This window comes from Streptomyces cacaoi (assembly GCF_006539165.1).
In the GTDB taxonomy this organism is placed as follows: Bacteria; Actinomycetota; Actinomycetes; order Streptomycetales; family Streptomycetaceae; genus Streptomyces; species Streptomyces cacaoi.
Genome location: NZ_BJMM01000023.1, coordinates 91,005 through 108,322, shown reverse-complemented (window position 1 = coordinate 108,322; position 17,318 = coordinate 91,005). Strand labels below are relative to the sequence as shown.

16 protein-coding genes are annotated in these 17,318 nt (G+C 73.2%); 3 read left to right on the top strand and 13 right to left on the bottom strand.

Annotated features, from left to right (window positions below):
- Both SCA03_RS21315 and SCA03_RS21310 read right to left on the bottom strand, forming a co-directional pair.
- Positions 1-621: TerD family protein (locus SCA03_RS21315; RefSeq protein ID WP_141275572.1), on the bottom strand; the 621-nt coding region annotated here is incomplete at its 3' end.
- A 167-nt stretch (positions 622-788) separates the two neighbouring features.
- Positions 789-1,505, bottom strand: coding sequence for a class I SAM-dependent methyltransferase (locus SCA03_RS21310; RefSeq protein WP_086814938.1), 717 nt, complete (start codon positions 1,503-1,505; stop codon positions 789-791).
- A 55-nt stretch (positions 1,506-1,560) separates the two neighbouring features.
- Between SCA03_RS21310 and SCA03_RS21305 the strand changes: the two genes are divergently transcribed.
- Both SCA03_RS21305 and SCA03_RS21300 read left to right on the top strand, forming a co-directional pair.
- The gene (locus SCA03_RS21305; RefSeq protein ID WP_030886989.1) at positions 1,561-1,776 is read left to right on the top strand and encodes a hypothetical protein; all 216 of its coding nucleotides are present in this window, start codon (positions 1,561-1,563) and stop codon (positions 1,774-1,776) included.
- A 415-nt stretch (positions 1,777-2,191) separates the two neighbouring features.
- Positions 2,192-2,674, top strand: a complete 483-nt coding sequence (locus SCA03_RS21300) for a DUF1648 domain-containing protein (RefSeq protein WP_230988839.1) — start codon at positions 2,192-2,194, stop codon at positions 2,672-2,674.
- A gap of 51 nt (positions 2,675-2,725) precedes the next feature.
- Here the strand turns inward: SCA03_RS21300 and SCA03_RS21295 are convergent, their stop codons facing one another.
- The 3 genes from SCA03_RS21295 to SCA03_RS21285 all read right to left on the bottom strand — a co-directional run bounded on the left by SCA03_RS21295 (position 2,726) and on the right by SCA03_RS21285 (position 8,823).
- Positions 2,726-4,270, bottom strand: a complete 1,545-nt coding sequence (locus SCA03_RS21295; protein WP_030881528.1) for an MFS transporter — start codon at positions 4,268-4,270, stop codon at positions 2,726-2,728.
- Between the two features lie 426 nt (positions 4,271-4,696).
- Positions 4,697-5,977: a YeeE/YedE family protein gene (locus tag SCA03_RS21290; RefSeq protein WP_030881526.1), complete on the bottom strand. Its 1,281-nt coding sequence runs from the start codon at positions 5,975-5,977 to the stop codon at positions 4,697-4,699.
- 1,178 nt (positions 5,978-7,155) lie between these two features.
- Complete coding sequence (locus SCA03_RS21285; protein WP_086815119.1) at positions 7,156-8,823, bottom strand: hypothetical protein; 1,668 nt, start codon at positions 8,821-8,823, stop codon at positions 7,156-7,158.
- A 510-nt stretch (positions 8,824-9,333) separates the two neighbouring features.
- On the opposite strand from SCA03_RS21285, the gene SCA03_RS21280 reads away from it, so the two are divergent.
- Positions 9,334-11,364 carry a DUF8508 domain-containing protein gene (locus SCA03_RS21280; protein ID WP_158102272.1) on the top strand — a complete coding sequence of 677 codons (2,031 nt, stop codon included), beginning with the start codon at positions 9,334-9,336 and terminating at the stop codon, positions 11,362-11,364.
- Positions 11,365-11,401: 37 nt separating this feature from the next.
- Here SCA03_RS21280 and SCA03_RS21275 read toward each other — a convergent pair whose 3' ends face one another.
- The 8 genes from SCA03_RS21275 to sufC all read right to left on the bottom strand — a co-directional run bounded on the left by SCA03_RS21275 (position 11,402) and on the right by sufC (position 17,315).
- Positions 11,402-12,235, bottom strand: coding sequence for an EI24 domain-containing protein (locus SCA03_RS21275; RefSeq protein WP_037866098.1), 834 nt, complete (start codon positions 12,233-12,235; stop codon positions 11,402-11,404).
- Positions 12,236-12,385: 150 nt separating this feature from the next.
- Positions 12,386-13,375, bottom strand: a complete 990-nt coding sequence (gene dapD, locus SCA03_RS21270) for a 2,3,4,5-tetrahydropyridine-2,6-dicarboxylate N-succinyltransferase (protein WP_030881515.1) — start codon at positions 13,373-13,375, stop codon at positions 12,386-12,388.
- Between the two features lie 63 nt (positions 13,376-13,438).
- On the bottom strand, positions 13,439-14,014 hold the full coding sequence (locus SCA03_RS21265) for a TetR/AcrR family transcriptional regulator (protein WP_030881512.1): 576 nt from the start codon (positions 14,012-14,014) through the stop codon (positions 13,439-13,441).
- Entirely contained in the window at positions 14,014-14,334 is a 321-nt protein-coding gene (locus tag SCA03_RS21260) for a DMT family transporter (protein ID WP_030881510.1), read from the bottom strand. Before SCA03_RS21260 ends, SCA03_RS21265 begins: the two co-directional genes overlap by 1 nt.
- A gap of 139 nt (positions 14,335-14,473) precedes the next feature.
- On the bottom strand, positions 14,474-14,803 hold the full coding sequence (locus tag SCA03_RS21255; protein ID WP_030881507.1) for a metal-sulfur cluster assembly factor: 330 nt from the start codon (positions 14,801-14,803) through the stop codon (positions 14,474-14,476).
- Entirely contained in the window at positions 14,800-15,276 is a 477-nt protein-coding gene (gene sufU, locus SCA03_RS21250) for a Fe-S cluster assembly sulfur transfer protein SufU (RefSeq protein ID WP_030881505.1), read from the bottom strand. Before sufU ends, SCA03_RS21255 begins: the two co-directional genes overlap by 4 nt.
- A 9-nt stretch (positions 15,277-15,285) precedes the next feature.
- Positions 15,286-16,554, bottom strand: a complete 1,269-nt coding sequence (locus tag SCA03_RS21245; RefSeq protein ID WP_030881502.1) for a cysteine desulfurase — start codon at positions 16,552-16,554, stop codon at positions 15,286-15,288.
- Entirely contained in the window at positions 16,551-17,315 is a 765-nt protein-coding gene (sufC, locus tag SCA03_RS21240) for a Fe-S cluster assembly ATPase SufC (protein ID WP_030881499.1), read from the bottom strand. The genes SCA03_RS21245 and sufC overlap by 4 nt, the downstream gene beginning before the upstream one ends.
- Positions 17,316-17,318 lie beyond the last annotated feature (3 nt).

Here is a 17,318-nt window from a genome sequence, read left to right as displayed (position 1 = left end):
GGCGGCCGGGGGCGGGGGCGCCGCGGGAGACGGAGCGGGAGCGGGGGGCGGAGCCGCCGCCGGAGACGGGGCCGGAGCGGCTGCGGCGGCGGCCGGGGCGGGTGCCGCGGCAGCGGGCGCCGCCTGCGGCGGGACGGCGGGCTCCTCCACGTCCACGCCGAAGTCCGAGGCGACGCCGCCCAGCCCGTTGGCGTAGCCCTGGCCCACCGCGCGCACCTTCCACGCGCCGTTCCTGCGGTACAGCTCGACGACGACGAGCGCCGTCTCCGGGCCGAGCCCGGGCGGGGTGAAGGTGGCGAGCACACCACCGGCCGTGTCACGGACCGTGGCCGTCGGTTCGGTGCCCGCGAAGGTGGCGCCCGGGCCGTCGGGGCTGGCGATGACGACGACCTTCTCGACGTCGGCGGGGACGGCCCCGGTCTCCACCGTGATGGTGTCGGCGGCGCCGCCGCTGTGGGTCACACCGGGGGCGCTGGGCTGGTTGTAGAACACGAAGTCGTCGTCCGAGCGCACCTTGCCGTCGGGGCCGAGCAGCAGGGCCGAGACGTCGAGCCTGGTGGGTGCGGTCACCTCCACCGCCACGCGCTGCGCGGCCAGCGGGAGGTTGGAGCCGGGAGTCATTGCCGTCATGCCGGGGGTAACGACCGGCTCGGCTTTGCGGTTCCTTTGCCGAGCGGGCGCCCCCGGAGAGCTTCCACGCCCGCGCTCCTGCCTGCTCCTACTTTCTCCCGCCTGCTTCCGCTCCTGCTCACCGGAGTGCGGCGCGCCGTCGCCAGGAGGCCGAGCCGTCAGAGCCGCCCAGAGCCGCCAGAGCCGCCGGAGCCGTCCGCGTCGTCAGCGTCGTCGGCGTCGTTGCGGGACACGAGCTGGAGCCGTTCGACCTCGTGGCCGTGCAGGGTGGGGGCCGTCCCGGTGCGCTCCTCGACGACGGTGAAGCCGTGGTCGGCCAGCAGTCCGCGCAGCTGTTCGGGGGTGTGGTGCCGGAAGAACCCGCCGTCGTCCGTGGTGAAGGTGCCGTACGGGCTACCGGGCACCTCGTCCCGGTGGCGCTCGTAGCGGGCCACGTTGCGCGCGTCGCGCTGGAGCGGCACCTCGCTGACGTACAGCACCCCGCCGGGCCGCAGCAGCCGGGCCAGCTCCGCGAGTGTGAGGCGCTGGTCGGCCTCGGTGGGGACGCAGGTGAGGACGGCGAACAGCAGCGCGGCGTCGAAGGAGCCGTCCCGCTCGGGCAGCGGCAGCTCGGGCTCGTGCCGCAGCGGGGCGCGCGGGCGCAGCCGCCTGCCGCGCTCGATCATGGCCAGGGACGGGTCGACGCCCACGACCCGCGGGTAACCCAGATCCAGCAGCCGGCCGGTCAGCCGGCCGTAGCCGCAGCCGTAGTCGAGGATCCGGGACTCCCGCGGGAGGTACGCGGCGAGCAGGTCCTCGTCGAGGGCGTGCGTGAACGTCTTCGTCGCGCCGTCGGCTTCCCAGAAGCCGTGGACGGCGGGGCGCACTCCAGCCATGGACAGACAGTACTCCCGGCGTGCGTCCACGCGTGCCCTGTCGCACGCTTGTCCTATGAGTGCTCCCATCGTCGTCCACCCTCCGTACCCCGCCGGAGGCCGCCGGGTGAGCGCGCACGGGGAGACCCTCGGCACGGCCTACGGGCTCACCGACCTGATCGAGTTCCTCAGCCGGGCCGGTATCGACGTGGCGACGGTCGACCTGGACGACGACTCCGTCATCGAGTGGCAGGGCGGCACCCGCGAGGTGTGGGCCCGCGAGGCGCTCTGACGGGGTTTCACCCGGGAGGTCGCCGGGCAGGCGATCGCAAGATCGTTCGACGGTTCCGGGGGGAGGCGGAGCCGAACGGCTCCGGAGGGACGCGCGGACCGGGCCGGGCAGCGCGACCGGCCCGAACAGCCCGTCCGGACCCGTGCAACCCTGGCTGTCGGCTGCGGCGCACGGCACGGCCGGGCGCGGCAGTACATGTGAGCAAGGGCAACGGCAAGGGGAAGCAAGGGGAGGGGCCCTCGTGGGGACAGGTGAGCGGCACAGACCGGGCAGCGGCGGACCGGACGGGCCGGAGCGAGCGGACGCACCCGACGGACCAGGCAGGCAGGGCGGACGCGGCGGGCAAGGCGGAAAGAGCGCACCGACGGCGGACGCCGGGAGGCCGGGGTTCCCCTGGCTCTGGCTCGCCCCCGGGGTGCTCGTCCTTCTGGGGCTCGTCGTCTGGGGCGCCGTCGTCTACCCCGATCTGCCGGACGAGGTCCCCCAGCACCTCGGCACCGACGGCGTGGACTCCTACGCCGCCAAGTCCGTGGGCAGCGTCTTCCTCCCCGTCTTCGTGTACGCGGGCGTCCTCGCCCTGATGACCGGCGTGACGGTGTTCTCCCTGCGTATGCGGCCCGAGTCGGAGCTGGAGCCCGGCGCCCGGACCTCGCCCTTCGTCAACCGGCCGCGCACCCGCGCCGGGGTACGCCTGCTGGCCCGTGCCCAGCTGTTCCTCGCCTGCTGCATCGGCCTGACGATGGGGCTGACCTGCCTGGTGATGTGGAGCACCGAGAAGGTCGACAAGTCGCCCGGCGGCGGGTTCGAGCTGCTCACACTGGCGCCCACAGCGGTCGGCGTGCTCGCCCTGCTCGGCGCCGTCGTACGGGACCGGATCGCGGACAGGTCCGCACGCTGAGCGGCCGCGCGGGCGCCGGGCCCCGACCGCGTCGGCGCCCGGCGTCCCTCGTCACTGGCGCCGGGTGGCGCCCAGCGTCCGCAGCTGCCGGGAGGTGGAGATCAGCTCCTCGGCCTCCTCCTCGGAACCGACCAGGGGCTGCGAGCCGCGCAGCGCGACACCCGCGCTCTCCGGCATGAAGCGCACGGCGACCAGGCCGATCAGACCGCTGGCCATCAGGTAGTAGCCGGGCATCAGACCGGTGCCCGTCAGATCGACGAGCCCCTCGGCGAACAGCGGTGTCGTCCCGCCGAACGCGGCCACGGAGAAGTTGAAGCCGATGCCCATGGCCGCGTACCGGACGCTCGTCGGGAAGAGGGCCGGCAGCGTGGCCGCCGAGGGCGCGGCGAACCCGGCCAGCACGGTCGCGAGGATCAGCACGCCCAGCCCCGGCAGCAGCCATCCGTCGCTGCGCAACAGCAGGAACGCCGGTACGGCCAGCACGATCTGGGCGATCGCCGCCCATCGGTAGACGGGCCGTCGTCCGACCCGGTCGCTCAGCCGTCCGAGGAAGGTGATGAGCAGGACGACCCAGACCATGCCCACCAGCACCGTCACATCCGCTGTGGTGCCGTTCCGGTGCAGCACTTCCGTCTGGTAGGAGGGCAGATAGCCGGTGACCATGTAATTGGTGACGTTGTAGAGCAGCACCAGGCCGACGCACAGCAGCAGCGCACGCCAGTGGGTGCCCAGGATGGTGCGGAACTCGTGGCGGCTGGTCTCCCGCTGGGCCACGGCCTGGTCGTGCTCGTCCAACTGCTTCTGGAACGCCGGGGATTCCTCCAGCTTCAGCCGCATGTAGAGGCCGATGAGCCCGAGCGGGCCCGCCACCAGGAACGGCAGGCGCCAGCCCCAGCTGAGCATCTCGCTGTCGGTCAGCAGGAAGTTGAGGACGGTGACCAGCGCCGAGCCGAGCGCGTAGCCGACGAAGGTGCCGAAGTCGAGCCAGCTGCCGAGGAATCCGCGCCGCCGGTCCGGGGAGTACTCGGCGATGAACGTCGTCGCACCGCCGTACTCGCCGCCGGTGGAGAAGCCCTGCACCATGCGGGCGATCAGCAGCAGCACGGGGGCCGCGACGCCGATGCTCGCGTAGCTGGGGATGAAACCGATGGCGAAGGTGCCGCAGGCCATCATGATCATGGTGGTGGCCAGCACCTTCTGCCGGCCGAGCTTGTCACCGAGCGGGCCGAAGAAGAGCCCGCCCAGCGGCCGGACGACGAAGGCCGCGGCGAAGGTCGCGAACGAGGCGAGCAGCTGCGCCGCGTCCGAGGCCCCCGGGTAGAAGACCTTGCCGAGCGTCGCCGCCAGATAGCTGTAGACGCCGAAGTCGAACCACTCCATGCAGTTGCCGAGCGCCGAGGCGGTCACGGCCCGCTTCAGCATCGGCTCCTCGACGACCTGGACGTCGCCCTTGTCGAACGGACGGCCCTTGCGGCGCAGCCGTCGCACCAGGTCGTCGCGCACGTGGCGCGGCAGCGCTGCGACGGCTCGCGGTACCTGCTTGGCCGCGCCCCCCGCGCGGCCGCCGGCCGGCTCTTGCCCGGAGCTGTCCGTCATATCGCCTCTCACGTCCTTTAAACACTTTTGACCGTTATGCAGCTTGATTGATCCTACGGCCCCAGGAACCGGGGCACCCACGCGGCGGCGCGCGGCCTCCCGGTGCCGGATCCCCGGTACGGGTCTCCCCTTCGGGCGCCACGCTCACCTGCGAACTGCGACTCCTTCGGCACAGCGGCGGACCTGTGGCAGGCGTACGCGGACGGCGACGGGCCCTGCCGGGAACGCGGGGCGGGCCCACGGCAGGCGTACCCCGGCGCTGACGGGCACACCCGGACGGCAGCGGTCCACCGCACGGCGGTCACGTACGTGCGGCAGCGACCCATCCGCAGTGGTCACACACACGGTCACGTACATGGCCACATGCGAAAGGCCGCCCGACGCGAGAGGCGCCGGGCGGCCCGATGGACGCCGCCGGGGAGGCTATCAGCACACACCGTCCCCTGGTTTCGGGTTCCCCAGCCCGAACAGCGGGCGCAGCCGCAGCCCCGCCCAGGTCCCGAGCAGCGCGACCCCGCCCCAGACCCAGCCGTGCAGGCTGCCCGAGGCGATCCCGGCGAGATAGGCGCCGATGTTGCACCCGCCGGCCAGCCGCGCCCCCACGCCCATCAACACGCCGCCCAGCACGGCCGCCACAGCCGTGCGCCAGGCCACGCCGCGGTGCAGCGTCCACACGCCGCCGGCGGCCGCGGCCACCGCCGCGCCGATCATGATGCCGAGGTCGGTGAGGCTCGTCTTGTCCGCGAGGACGGGCCCGGCCAGCTGCTGTGCGCTGTGCGGGTCCTGCCAGTACGCCCAGGTTTCCGGCGAGGCGCCCAGCGCGCCCGCGATCTTGGCGCCCCAGAGCGCGAACGCGCTGGTCACACCCCACGCACCGCCGGACACGAGCAGCACGGCCGCGCCCAGAACCGCCAGCACCAGCGCACCGGCGGCCAGCGGCCAGGACCCGCGCAGCGCCCGTGCGGCACCGCGTGCGCTCGGCGGGGCGCCCACCGGCGGCGGGTTGCGCCGGGCCTGCACCAGGCGCGAGACGAGCACCACGAGCGCCAGCAGCACGAGCGTCACCGCCGCCGAGCCGGCCCAGCCGACGTGGTCGGAGAAGAGCACCGGATCGAGGGACGGGAGATCGCGCCACAGCTCGAACTGCCAGGCGGCCAGGGTCGATCCGGCGATGAACCCGCCCAGCGTGAGCACGATCGTGCTCTGCCCGGACCCCACGGCGAACAGCGTGCCCGAGGCGCAGGCGCCGCCCAGCTGCATGCCGACCGCGAAGAGGAAGGCGCCCAGCAGCAGTCCGACACCGAGCGGACCGCCGCTGGGCGCCGGCGTCGAGCCGAACAGTCCGGTCCCGGTGCCGATGACGAGTGCGAAGAGCACCGCCGTCGTACCGAGCAGCAGCGCGTGTGCCCGCAACCCGGTGCCGTTGCCGACGGCGATCAACTGCCGCCAGGCCGAGGTGAATCCGAAGCGGGAGTGGAACAGGGCGATGCCCAGCCCGATGCCGAGCAGCAAAAGGATGCCCGGCTTCGCACCGTGCACGGCCCACACATAGCCGGTCAGTACGAGGCCGAGCGCGGCGGAGACGGCGAGCGGCAGCCGCCGCACGGCCGGCGCCGGGGCCGCCTCGGGGGCGGGCAGCCGGGTGGGCGGAGGAGAGAGCAGCGCGGGCCTTTCCGGCTGCGGCTGGGCGGGAGGAGCGGTCGTCACGAGACCTCCGTGGGACGACGGGGCGGGGACAGGCGAGGGGCGGAACGTGGCGGTGCGGGGCGCGGGGCGGGCACGGATCCGGCGGGCGACGGCCCGGGCCGCCCCCGGCCACCGGGCCGCGGGACTCCCGAGCTGCCGGGCAGCGGGGCTGCCTGACCTCCGGGCCGCCGGGCCGCCGGGTGCGGCATCGAGTGCTGCCGGGGGACAGCTGACCCGTCGGGCCCTCGATGACGCGCCGGGAGGTGTCCCGGTGCGGTCGGCCGGGTGCATCCGCCCGCGCACGCCGCGCGTGACGCGCCGGTGCCGCGCGCGGCCCTCCGGCGCACACACCCGTCGGACCCGGCAGGGGTCTACAGGGACGGACTCGGAGTGAACCGGCTCCCGTCGGCCCTCCGTTGGGCAGACGGCCCGTCGTGCGGCGGGCCCGGTGGGAAGCGCCGGTCGGGGCGTCCCGGCGGGCATGTGCGGTCGGGGCGATCCGGGTCGGGTCGCGGGGCGGTGCGGAGGCCGGGGCTGCGGGTCGCGCGAGCGGCCCGGCTCGTGCGCAGGCGTCGGCGGTCCGTGCGTCGGGGCGACGCGTGGGTCAGCGGCTACAGAGGCCGTCGTCCACGCTCCACGCGGTGGACGCGAAGAGCGTGAGGGCCAGCAGGCGGGCGGGGCCGAACATGCGCGCCACGGTAATGGACCGCGCGCGTCCGCACCCCCTCCATCTTCCATGGTGAGACGCGTTCATGAGACGACGCTCGTCGGCGGGCGGCTCGGACGCGCGGCGGGTACGGCCCGTACGACGGTCGCCGCGGTCAGGAAAAGCGCAGGTGGCGGTACTTCCCCCGGGCCTGCGGGGCGCCGGGGCGCTGCCGGGAGAGCGCCCGGTCGAGTACGCGGCGCCGGGGGGCACGGCGGTGGAATCAGGGGGCGGCGAAGAAGGGCGGGCGGCGAGGTGTCCGACTGGTGGACGCCCGTGCCCCGGATTCCGGTCGCCGTGCGCCGGGCGTGCCCCCGGAGAGGAGCGGACGCCCCGCGCGCGGACCCGGCGGACGGTGCGCCGGGTCCGGGCGCGGGGCGGTGACATGCCCGTCGGCCGCGGCCGTGGCAGGCGGTCAGCCGCGGCAGGGCTGCCAGCTGGGCGTCCAGGAGGCCCAAGGCGTCCCGGACGGTGCGGGGCGTCCGGGGTCCGGTCAGTCCTCCGCGCGGGAGCGGGCCTTGAACGCCGCCTTCCGGGCGGCCTTCGCCGCCTGCTTGTCGGGGTGGAGCCGGCCCATGGCCTCCAGGACCTCACCCGTGGCGGGGTGGTCGACGCGCCAGATCTTGTCGAAGAAGCCGGTGTGCTGGTCGACCAACCCCCGTACCAGCTCGGCGAGTTCGTCCTGCTCCTCGCCCGCGGTCGCCAGCTGTGCGGCGAGCGTGTCGACCGTCAGCCAGAAGATCATGTCCTCGTCGGGCTGGGGCACGTCCGCCGCCCCGTGCTCGGTGAGCCAGACCCGGGCGAGCCCGCCGAGCTGGCGGTCCTCCAGGACCTCGCGGAGCGCGGGTTCGGCCGCGGCGCCGGCGAGGGAGAGCGCCTGCTGGCAGGAGAGCCGGCGCACGGGCCCGTCCTCGTCCGCCCCGCGCGCGGCGGCCAGCAGTTCGCGCGCGGCCCGCACGGTGCGCTCGGCGACCGCGCCGTCACCACCGGCGCTTCCCTCGGCGCTGCCGCCCGCGCTCCCCGCCGTGCCGCCCTCACCGTCGCCGTCCCCGCTCCCGTCCGCCGCGGTGCGGGCGGCCAGCCAGGACTCGATCTCGGCGCGGGCGTTCTCCTCGGTGTAGGCGGGCAGCGAGCCGAGGAGCACATCGGCGCCGGAGCCGGCGAGGTCGCCCACCAGCGGGGCCTCGACACCCGCGGCGAGCAGCCGTTCGCGCACGCCGTGCAGCCCGAGCGGGGTGAGCCGGACCATGCCGTAGCGGGAGACGTCCTCCTCGTCGAGTTCGGCGCCGAGCGCGGCCTCGTCCCCCTCCTCGGCCTCCTGGGTAAGCGCCTCGTCGACCGGGTGGTAGGCGACGATCCCGGTCGGCTCCAGGATGCGCAGCTGGTCGTCCAGCCGCATCATCACCGCGGAGATCTCCTCCAGGACCTCGTCGGAGGGCTCGTCGACACCGTCGGGGACGGTCATGGAGGCGGCGAGCACCGGCAGCGGGACCATCGCACCGGCGGCGATCTCCGGGTCCCCGACCGTCAGCAGATACAGGGTGCCCAGCGCGCCGTCGAGGAACTCGGACTCCTCCTCGGGGTTCCAGTCGAGCGCGTCGAGGTCGATCGAGTCGGTGTCGATCTCGCCGTTCTCGCCGACGGCGCCCTCGATGCCGCCCAGCAGATCCTCGAAGCTGGGGGTGGCCGCGTCGGCGAGCACGGTCTCCAGCCCGTCGCGCCACACCTCCAGGATCTCGGCGGGCGCGGGGACACCGTCCTCGGCCCCGCCGGTGAGCCCGGCCAGCTCCTCCTCGGGCCGGGCCAGACCGACCGGCTCGTCGGCGGACGGTTCGGCGTCGTCCCTGCCGCTCGCCTCCTCGTCCTCCTCCACGGCCAGCAGACCGGTGTCGACCGCGAAGTTCCAGGCGTCGGCGGCGAGGGCGGGCGCGTCCTCGTCGTCGGCCAGGCCGAGATGTGCGGCGGCCTGCTTGAGCTGCTCAGACAGCAGCTCGCCGCCCACACCCACCGGGATGCCGCCCTCGGGGCCGGCCGCGGTGCGCGCCCAGCGGGTGAGGCGTACCGCGCGGGCCATCAGCGGCGCCGCCAGCGCGTCCCGCGCCAGTTCGGCATCGGAGGGCAGCCGTACGGGCGGCATGGTGGGACGGTCGTCACCGGTCATCGGGGAGTTCATCTCCTACAGGTGCAGGGGTGTGCAAGGGGTACAGGACGGTGCAAGGCCCCCAGGGTAGACGGCTCGCAGCCGGGCCCGCCGGGATCGTCGGCAGGCCGCCCACGGCCTCCCCGGCGGGCCGGGACCGCCCACGCGCCGACCGGAACTCCGCCCTCCGCGACCGGGCCCCGCCGCGCCCGCTCCGGGCGGCGTTCGGGGCAGCGTGCCGGACGGCGTTCCAGCCAGGTCCCGGGCGGGTGCCGGGCAGCGTGCCGGCCGTCCCCGGCTCCGCCGCTCCCCGGCGCGAACACCTCTCGCGCTCTCCCGAGCCCCCGCGCGCCCCGGGCCCGTTCCTGTCACATCCTTGACAACTCCCGTTCCCACAGCGGACCTTACGCGCGTAGAGAAACGGGTACAGAATGCAGCCCGCCCTCGCCGGCGCCCCGTTCCGGCGCCCGGCCGCCCCGCCCTTCCGCCGCCGTCCCGGCGGGAGCGGCCCTACCCCCACGGAGGCTCGCCTTGCCTGCGCGACCCGACCGGCCGTTCGGTGAAGCCCCGACGGCGCCCACTGCACCGACAGCAGCCACGACAGCCCGGACCGCCCCGACAGCCGCGACAGCCGCCACGACGGCACCGGCCGCACCGCCCGCACCGGCTGCCGGACCGGCGCGGCCCGGGCGGTCGTCCCGGCGCTCGTTCCGGACGGCCACGCTCACCGTCGGCGCCGTCTGCTCCACGCTTCTCGCCCTGCCCGCGTCCGCCGCCACGCCCGGCGGCCCGGGCCCGCACTCCGCGGCGGCCGCCCCGGTCCGTATCCACGACATCCAGGGCACCACCCGGCTCTCCCCGCTCCAGGGCGAGCGGGTGTCGGAGGTGCCCGGAGTGGTCACCGGCGTACGGGACTTCGGGACGGCGCGCGGCTTCTGGATGCAGGACCCCCGGCCCGACGACGATCCGGCCACCAGCGAGGGCATCTTCGTCTTCACCGGCAGGCAGAGCCCCGAGGTCGCGCCCGGGGACGCGCTGCGGGTGTCCGGCGACGTCACCGAGTTCCGGCCCGGCGGCCAGGACTCCGGCCACCAGAGCGTCACCCAGCTGACCGGCGCGGAGTGGCGCCCGGACGGCGCGGCCCGCGGTGGCCTGCCCGCTCCGGTCCGGCTCGACGCGGGGTCGGTGCCCGAGCGGTACGCGCCCGAGGCCGGCGGCGGGAGCATCGAGAACTCCCGGCTGCGGCCCGGCCGTTACGCGCTGGACCGCTACGAGTCGCTGGAGGGCATGCGCGTCTCGGTGCGCGACGTCCGCGTCACGGGCCCGTCGACGAAGCACCACGAACTGTGGGTCACCACCGACCCGCGGCAGAACCCGACACCGCGCGGCGGCACCTTCTACGGCTCCTACGAGCAGCAGAACAGCGCCCGGCTGAAGGTCTCCTCGCTGCTGCCGCTCGACACCCACCCGTTCCCGCAGGCGAACGTCGGCGATGGACTGGGCGGCGTCAGCGAAGGCCCCCTGGACTACGACAAGTTCGGCGGCTACACGCTGCGCGCGACCACCCTCGGCCGGCACCAGGACCGCGGCCTGGAGCGGGAGCGCACCCGCGCCCAGCACCGGGACGAGCTGTCCGTGGCGACGTACAACGTCGAGAACCTCTCCCCCGCCTCCGAACCCGCCAAGTTCGAGCGGCTCGCCGAGGGCCTCGTCACCCACCTCTCCTCCCCCGACATCGTCACCGTCGAGGAGGTGCAGGACGACAGCGGACCCGAGGACGACGGCACGGTCGGCGCCGACGGCACGCTGCGCCGGCTCACCGACGAGATCCGCGCGGCCGGCGGCCCCGCGTACGCCTGGCAGCAGATCGACCCCGAGGACGGCGCGGACGGCGGGCAGCCCGGCGGCAACATCCGTGTGGCCTTCCTCTACAACCCGGAGCGGGTCTCGTTCACCGAGCGGGCCGGGGGCGACGCGACCAGCCCCGTCCGGGTCGAGGAGCGGGACGGGGCACCGGCGCTGTCCGCCTCGCCGGGCCGTATCGCGCCGCAGGACCCGGCGTGGGAGGCCGGCCGCAAGCCGCTGGCGGGCGAGTTCGCCTTCCGCGGCCGGAAGGTGTTCGTCGTCGCCAACCACTTCAGCTCCAAGGGCGGCGGCGATCTCAAGGGCGACCAGCCGATGGAGGGCCGGTTCCAGCCGCCGGCACGGCACTCGGAGCCGCAGCGCATCGAGCAGGCGAAGCTCGTCAACTCCTTCGTGCGGGACGTACGGAAGATCGACAAGGACGCCCTCGTCGTCGCGGGCGGGGACTTCAACGACTTCCCGTTCTCCCCCGCGCTCGACGCGCTCCGCTCCGGCGGGGCGCTGACCAGCCCGATGGACCGGCTGCCGGCGAACGAGCGCTACGGCTACGTCTTCAACGGCAACTCACAGACCCTGGACCATCTGCTGACCAGCCCCGGTGCCGGCCGGCCCGAGTACGACATCGTCCATCTCAACGCCGAGTTCGCCGACCAGAGCAGCGACCACGACCCGTCCGTGGTCCGCATCCGGCCGCACTGACCCGACTCCCCCACCGGGCCGGGCCGGGCCGGCCCGCTCAGCCCGGCACGCCGTGCGGTCCGCCGGGGCCGTACGGCGTGCCCGCCGGGGCGGCGGCCGGCTCGTCCCCGTCGGCAGCGGGCTCCGGACCGCCCTCGCCCACCAGGTCGCGCACCAGCAGCGCGGCACCGGCGACGGCGCCGGGCATCAGGAACACGGCGGCGACGGGTACCAGGAACAGCAGCACCAGCGGCACCCCGAATCCGAGGGCCAGGGCCTTGCGGTCGCGCAGCATCCGCAGCCGGGTGCGGACGTCGATGCCGCGGCGCTGCATCGCCACGGAGGCCAGCTCCAGGGTGAGGAAGAACCCGGAGACGCAGAATCCGAGCGCCGGCACCACGCTCTGGCCGACGACGGGCAGAAAGCCGAGAAAGAACAGCGGAACACCGAACAGCAGCGCTCTGCCGAGCACGTAGACGCTGTCGCACAGCCCGATCCACAGCTCCCGCCACAGGGACTGTTCGACCATGTCGTCCGGCAGCCCGCCCTCGGCCTCCTCGACCTTCTCCGAGAGCTTCTCGTAGAACAGCTCCCCCACCAGCAGCGCGACCGCGGCGAAGCTGATCACGGCGAGCAGCAGCACCCCCAGCCACAGCAGGACGGCGAAGACGCCGCGCAGCAGTCCCGGCCAGGGCGGGCTCCAGTCGTCGGCGAAGGGGGTGGCCCAGGTGGCCAGATCGTCGGCCCAGAAGCCGAGGGCAGCCAGGGCCGCCGCGTAGAGCACCAGTGTGAGCAGCGCGGGCAGCAGCCCGAACCCGAACCAGCGGCCGTGTGTGAGCACCCACCGCTGGCCCCGCCCCAGATACCGGACACCGGCCACGAGATCGCGCATGCCCGTAAGCCTATGGCCTACGGGCATGCGCCCCGCCCCGTCCGCCGGGCCGGTACGAACCCGGTACACAGCGGGCACGCACCGCGAACACACGGGTGGCGCAGGGGAGTTGCGGAAGGGCGGCCTGCGGGGCGGGCCGCGCCGGGCGGGTCAGTTGTGGCTGTGCAGGGCCTCGTTGAGGCCGCCCCAGGAGCCGCTGCGCTGGAGCGCCTCCACCGCGCCGGTCACCGAGTTGCGGCGGAAGAGCAGATTGTGTGCGCCGGACAGCTCCAGCGCCTTGACGATCTTGCCGTCGGGCAGGGTGATCCGGGTGCCGGCGGTGAGGTACAGCCCGGCCTCCACGACGCAGTCGTCGCCGAGCGAGATGCCGATACCGGCCTCGGCGCCGATCAGGCAGCGCTCGCCGACGGAGATGATCTGCTTGCCGCCGCCGGAGAGCGTGCCCATCATCGAGGCGCCGCCGCCCAGGTCGGTGCCGTCCCCGAGGACGACTCCGGCGCTGATCCGGCCCTCGACCATGGAGGTGCCCAGGGTGCCGGCGTTGAAGTTGCAGAAGCCCTCGTGCATGACGGTGGTGCCCTCCGCCAGATGGGCACCCAGCCGCACCCGGTCGGCGTCGCCGATGCGCACGCCCTTGGGCATCACGTAGTCCGTCATCCGCGGGAACTTGTCCACGCTCGTGACGCTCAGATGGGTACCGGAGGCGCGGGCCGCCAGCCGGGCGGCCTCCAGGCCGTCGACCGGGACGGGGCCGAGGTTGGTCCAGGCGACGTTCGCCAGGTACGCGAACTGGCCCTCCAGGCTGAGGCCGTGCGGCCGGATCAGCCGGTGGCTGAGCAGGTGCAGCCGCAGATAGACGTCGTGCGCGTCCAGCGGCTTGTCGGCGAGCGAGGAGATGACCGTACGGACGGCCACGACCTCGACGCCGCGGCGCTCGTCCACGCCCAGCGCCTTGGGTGCCGCCTCGCCGAGCAGCTCGGCGGCGCGCTCCGCGCTCAGCCGCTCGGTGCCGGCCGGCCCGGCCTCGGCGACGAGCTCGGGACGGGGGAACCAGGTGTCGAGAACCGTACCGTCGGGCGCGACGGTCGCGAGTCCGGCGGCGACCGCGCCGGACGTGGAGTGGGTGGGTGCTTCGGTCATGCTTCGAACGCTATCCGGACCGGGGCCCGGATGACGAACCGCGCCCGGCCCGCGGACCACCGCTCACCTGCGCTGCACAGCTTGCTCGGGCCCCTCAACGACGCGGGCCAGGGCGCCCCGGACCTCGTCCCGGTCGAAGGAGCGGTCGGTGAGCAGGTACTGGAGGAGCAGCCCGTCGATGACGGCGGTGAGGGCGCGGGCCGTGCCCAGATCGCCGGTGTACCGGTGCAGCTGCCGGGTCATGTCGTCCAGCCAGGCGGCGGCCACCGGCTGGAGCGCGGGCCGGCGCAGCGCCTCCAGGTACAGCTCGTACTCCAGCCGGATCCGGCCGCGGCCGCCGGAGGCGTACTCCTCCAGCACGCGGGTCAGCACGTCCAGGAAGCCCTCGCCGGCCGCCGCGCCGCCGTGGTCGACGTGCCAGTCCTTGAGTGCGCTCTGCGGCTCGCACACGAGCTGTTCCAGGGCTGCGACGAGCAGTTCGTCCAGGCCGGCGAAGTGGTAGGTGGTGGAGCCGAGCGGCACATCGGCCTCGCTCGCCACACTGCGGTGGCTCAGCCCGGCGATGCCCTTGCGTTCGACGATCCGGATGGCCGCGTCGATGATCCGCTGCCGCCGCTCCGGGTCGTAGCGGCGGCCCATCAGTGCGCACCCCCCAGATTGAGCACGATGACCCCGGCGATCACCAGCAGCAGTCCGAGCACCTTCGCCGCGGTGACGGCCTCGCCGATGAACACCATCCCGATCAGCGCGATCACGGCCGTCCCGGCGCCGGACCAGATGGCGTAGGCCGTTCCGACGGACATGGACTTGAGCGTCTGCGCGAGCAGCACGAAGGCCACCACATAGCCCGCCGCCGTCGCCAGCGACGGCCAGAGCCGGGTGAAGCCTTCACTGAACTTCATCGACGTCGTCCCCAGCACCTCGGCGAGGATCGCGGCCGCCAGCGTCACATAGGTCATGCGTACGACTGTACACAACGTTGCGTACGCCCGTACACACCAGCGCACGGATCCGCCCCGCAACGCGTGACGGCCGTGCCCGCCGGTGGGAAACCGGCGGACACGGCCGTCAGCGGAACGGGAACTCCCGGCCCGGGCCTCAGACGTTGAAGCCGAGCGCGCGCAGCTGCTCCCGGCCGTCGTCGGTGATCTTGTCCGGGCCCCACGGGGGCATCCAGACCCAGTTGATCCGCATCTCGTTGACGATGCCCTCGGTCGCCGAACGCGCCTGGTCCTCGATGACGTCCGTCAGCGGACAGGCCGCCGAGGTGAGCGTCATGTCGATCGTGGCCACGTTCGCGTCGTCGATGTGGATCCCGTAGATGAGGCCCAGATTGACGACGTCGATGCCCAGCTCGGGGTCGACGACGTCCATGAGGGCCTCGCGGACCTCGTCCTCGCTCGCGGGCTTGGTGGTCATCTCGGTCATGCGGTCTTCTCCTTGGCCGCGTCGGCTTCGGTGGTCCCCAGCGCCTTCGCCGTGGCGTCCTTCCAGGCCATCCAGCTCAGCAGGGCGCACTTCACACGCGCCGGGTACTTGGAGACGCCGGCGAACGCGACGGCGTCCTCCAGCACGTCCTCCATGGCGTCGTCGGGCTCCAGCTGCCCCTTGGACTGCATCAGCTCCAAGAAGGTCTCCTGGATCCTGCGGGCCTCGCTCAGCTCCTTGCCGACCAGCAGCTCGTTGAGCACCGAGGCGCTGGCCTGGCTGATGGAGCAGCCCTGGCCCTCGTACGAGACGTCCTTGACCGTCCCGCCCTCGTACCGCACCCGCAGGGTGATCTCGTCCCCGCACGTCGGGTTGACGTGGTGCACCTCGGCATCGCCGTCGCGCAGCCCCCGTCCGTGCGGGTTCTTGTAGTGATCCAGGATCACGTCCTGGTACATCGAGTCCAGCTTCACCGACAGCCCCTAAGCGAAGAAATTCCGTACGTGCTCCAGCCCGTCGGCCAGGGCGTCCACCTCGGCCGGCGTGGAGTACAGATAGAACGACGCTCGCGTCGTCGCGGGAATTCCGTACCGCAGGCAGACGGGGCGCGCACAGTGGTGCCCCACCCGGACGGCGATCCCCTGCTCGTCCAGCACCTGACCCACGTCGTGCGGGTGGATGTCCCCGAGCGTGAAGGAGATCGTCGCACCGCGGTCCTCGGCCGTGGCCGGGCCGATGATGCGCAGATCGGGGATCTCCTGGAGCCTGCGCACCGCGTACTCCGTCAGCGCGTGCTCGTGCTGCTGGATGCGCTCCATGCCGATCGCGGACAGATAGTCCACGGCGGCACCGAGCCCGACCGCCTCCGCGACCGGCGGGGTGCCGGCCTCGAACTTGTGCGGCGCCGGCGCGTACGTCGACGAGTGCATCGTGACGGTCTCGATCATCTCCCCGCCGCCGAGGAACGGCGGCAGGTCGTTGAGCAGCTCCTGGCGGCCCCACAGCACACCGATACCCGTCGGACCGCACATCTTGTGGCCGGTGAAGGCCACGAAGTCGGCCTGGAGCGCCTGGACGTCCAGCACCATGTGCGGCGCCGCCTGGGAGGCGTCCACGACGACCAGCGCGCCGACCTCCTGGGCGCGGCGCACGATGGTCTCGACCGGGTTGTGCGTGCCCATGATGTTCGAGACCAGCGTGAGCGCCACGACCTTGGTGCGCTCCGTGATCAGCTCGTCGATCGGCGAGAGATCCAGCCGACCCTCGTCGGTCAGCCCGAACCACTTCAGCTCCGCACCCGAGCGCTGCGCCAGCAGCTGCCAGGGAACGATGTTGGAGTGGTGCTCCATCTCCGTGATGACGATCTCGGTGCCCTGCTCGACGCGGTAGGGCTCATCGGCCCAGCCGAGCATGTTGGCCACCAGGTTGAGCGACTCGGAGGCGTTCTTGGTGAACACCACCTCGTCCCGGCTGGGCGCGTTGATGAACGCGGCGACCTTGTCGCGCGCGCTCTCGTAGAGCGCCGTGGCCTCCTCGGCGAGCACGTGCACACCGCGGTGGACATTGGCGTTGTGGCGCTCGTAGTAGCCGGCCAGCGCATCCAGCACCTGGGTCGGCTTCTGCGAGGTCGCCGCGTTGTCCAGATAGACGAGCTTGCGGCCGTCGTGGACCTGGCGGTCCAGGATCGGGAAATCCTTACGGATCGCCTCGGTGTCGAGGAGGCCAGGGAGTCCCTGACGGGCTTCCGTCACGCAGTGGCACCGCCCTTCACGTACTCCTCGTAGCCCTCTTCCTCCAGCTTGTCGGCCAGCTCGGGGCCGCCCGACTCGGCGATGCGCCCCTTGGCGAAGACGTGCACGTGGTCCGGCTTGATGTAGCGCAGGATCCGCGTGTAGTGGGTGATCAGCAGGGTGCCGACCTCGCCGGACTCGCGGACGCGGTTGACGCCCTCGGAGACCACGCGCAGCGCGTCCACGTCGAGGCCGGAGTCGGTCTCGTCCAGGATCGCGATCTTCGGCTTCAGCAGCTCCAGCTGGAGGATCTCGTGGCGCTTCTTCTCACCGCCGGAGAAGCCCTCGTTGACGTTCCGCTCGGCGAAGGACGGGTCGATGGAGAGCCGCTCCATGGCCTCCTTGACCTCCTTCACCCAGGTACGCAGCTTCGGGGCCTCACCGCGGATGGCGGTGGCCGAGGTGCGCAGGAAGTTGGAGACGGAGACGCCGGGCACCTCCACCGGGTACTGCATGGCGAGGAAGACGCCGGCGCGGGCGCGCTCGTCGACGGACATCTCCAGGACGTCCTCGCCGTCGAGCTTCACCGAGCCACCGGTGATCGTGTACTTGGGGTGACCGGCCAGCGAGTAGGCGAGCGTCGACTTCCCGGAGCCGTTCGGCCCCATGATCGCGTGCGTCTCGCCCTGCTTCACCGTCAGGTCGACGCCGCGCAGAATCTCGTTCGGTCCGCCCTCGGTTTCGACGGAGACGTGCAGGTCGTTGATCTCAAGCGTTGCCATGGG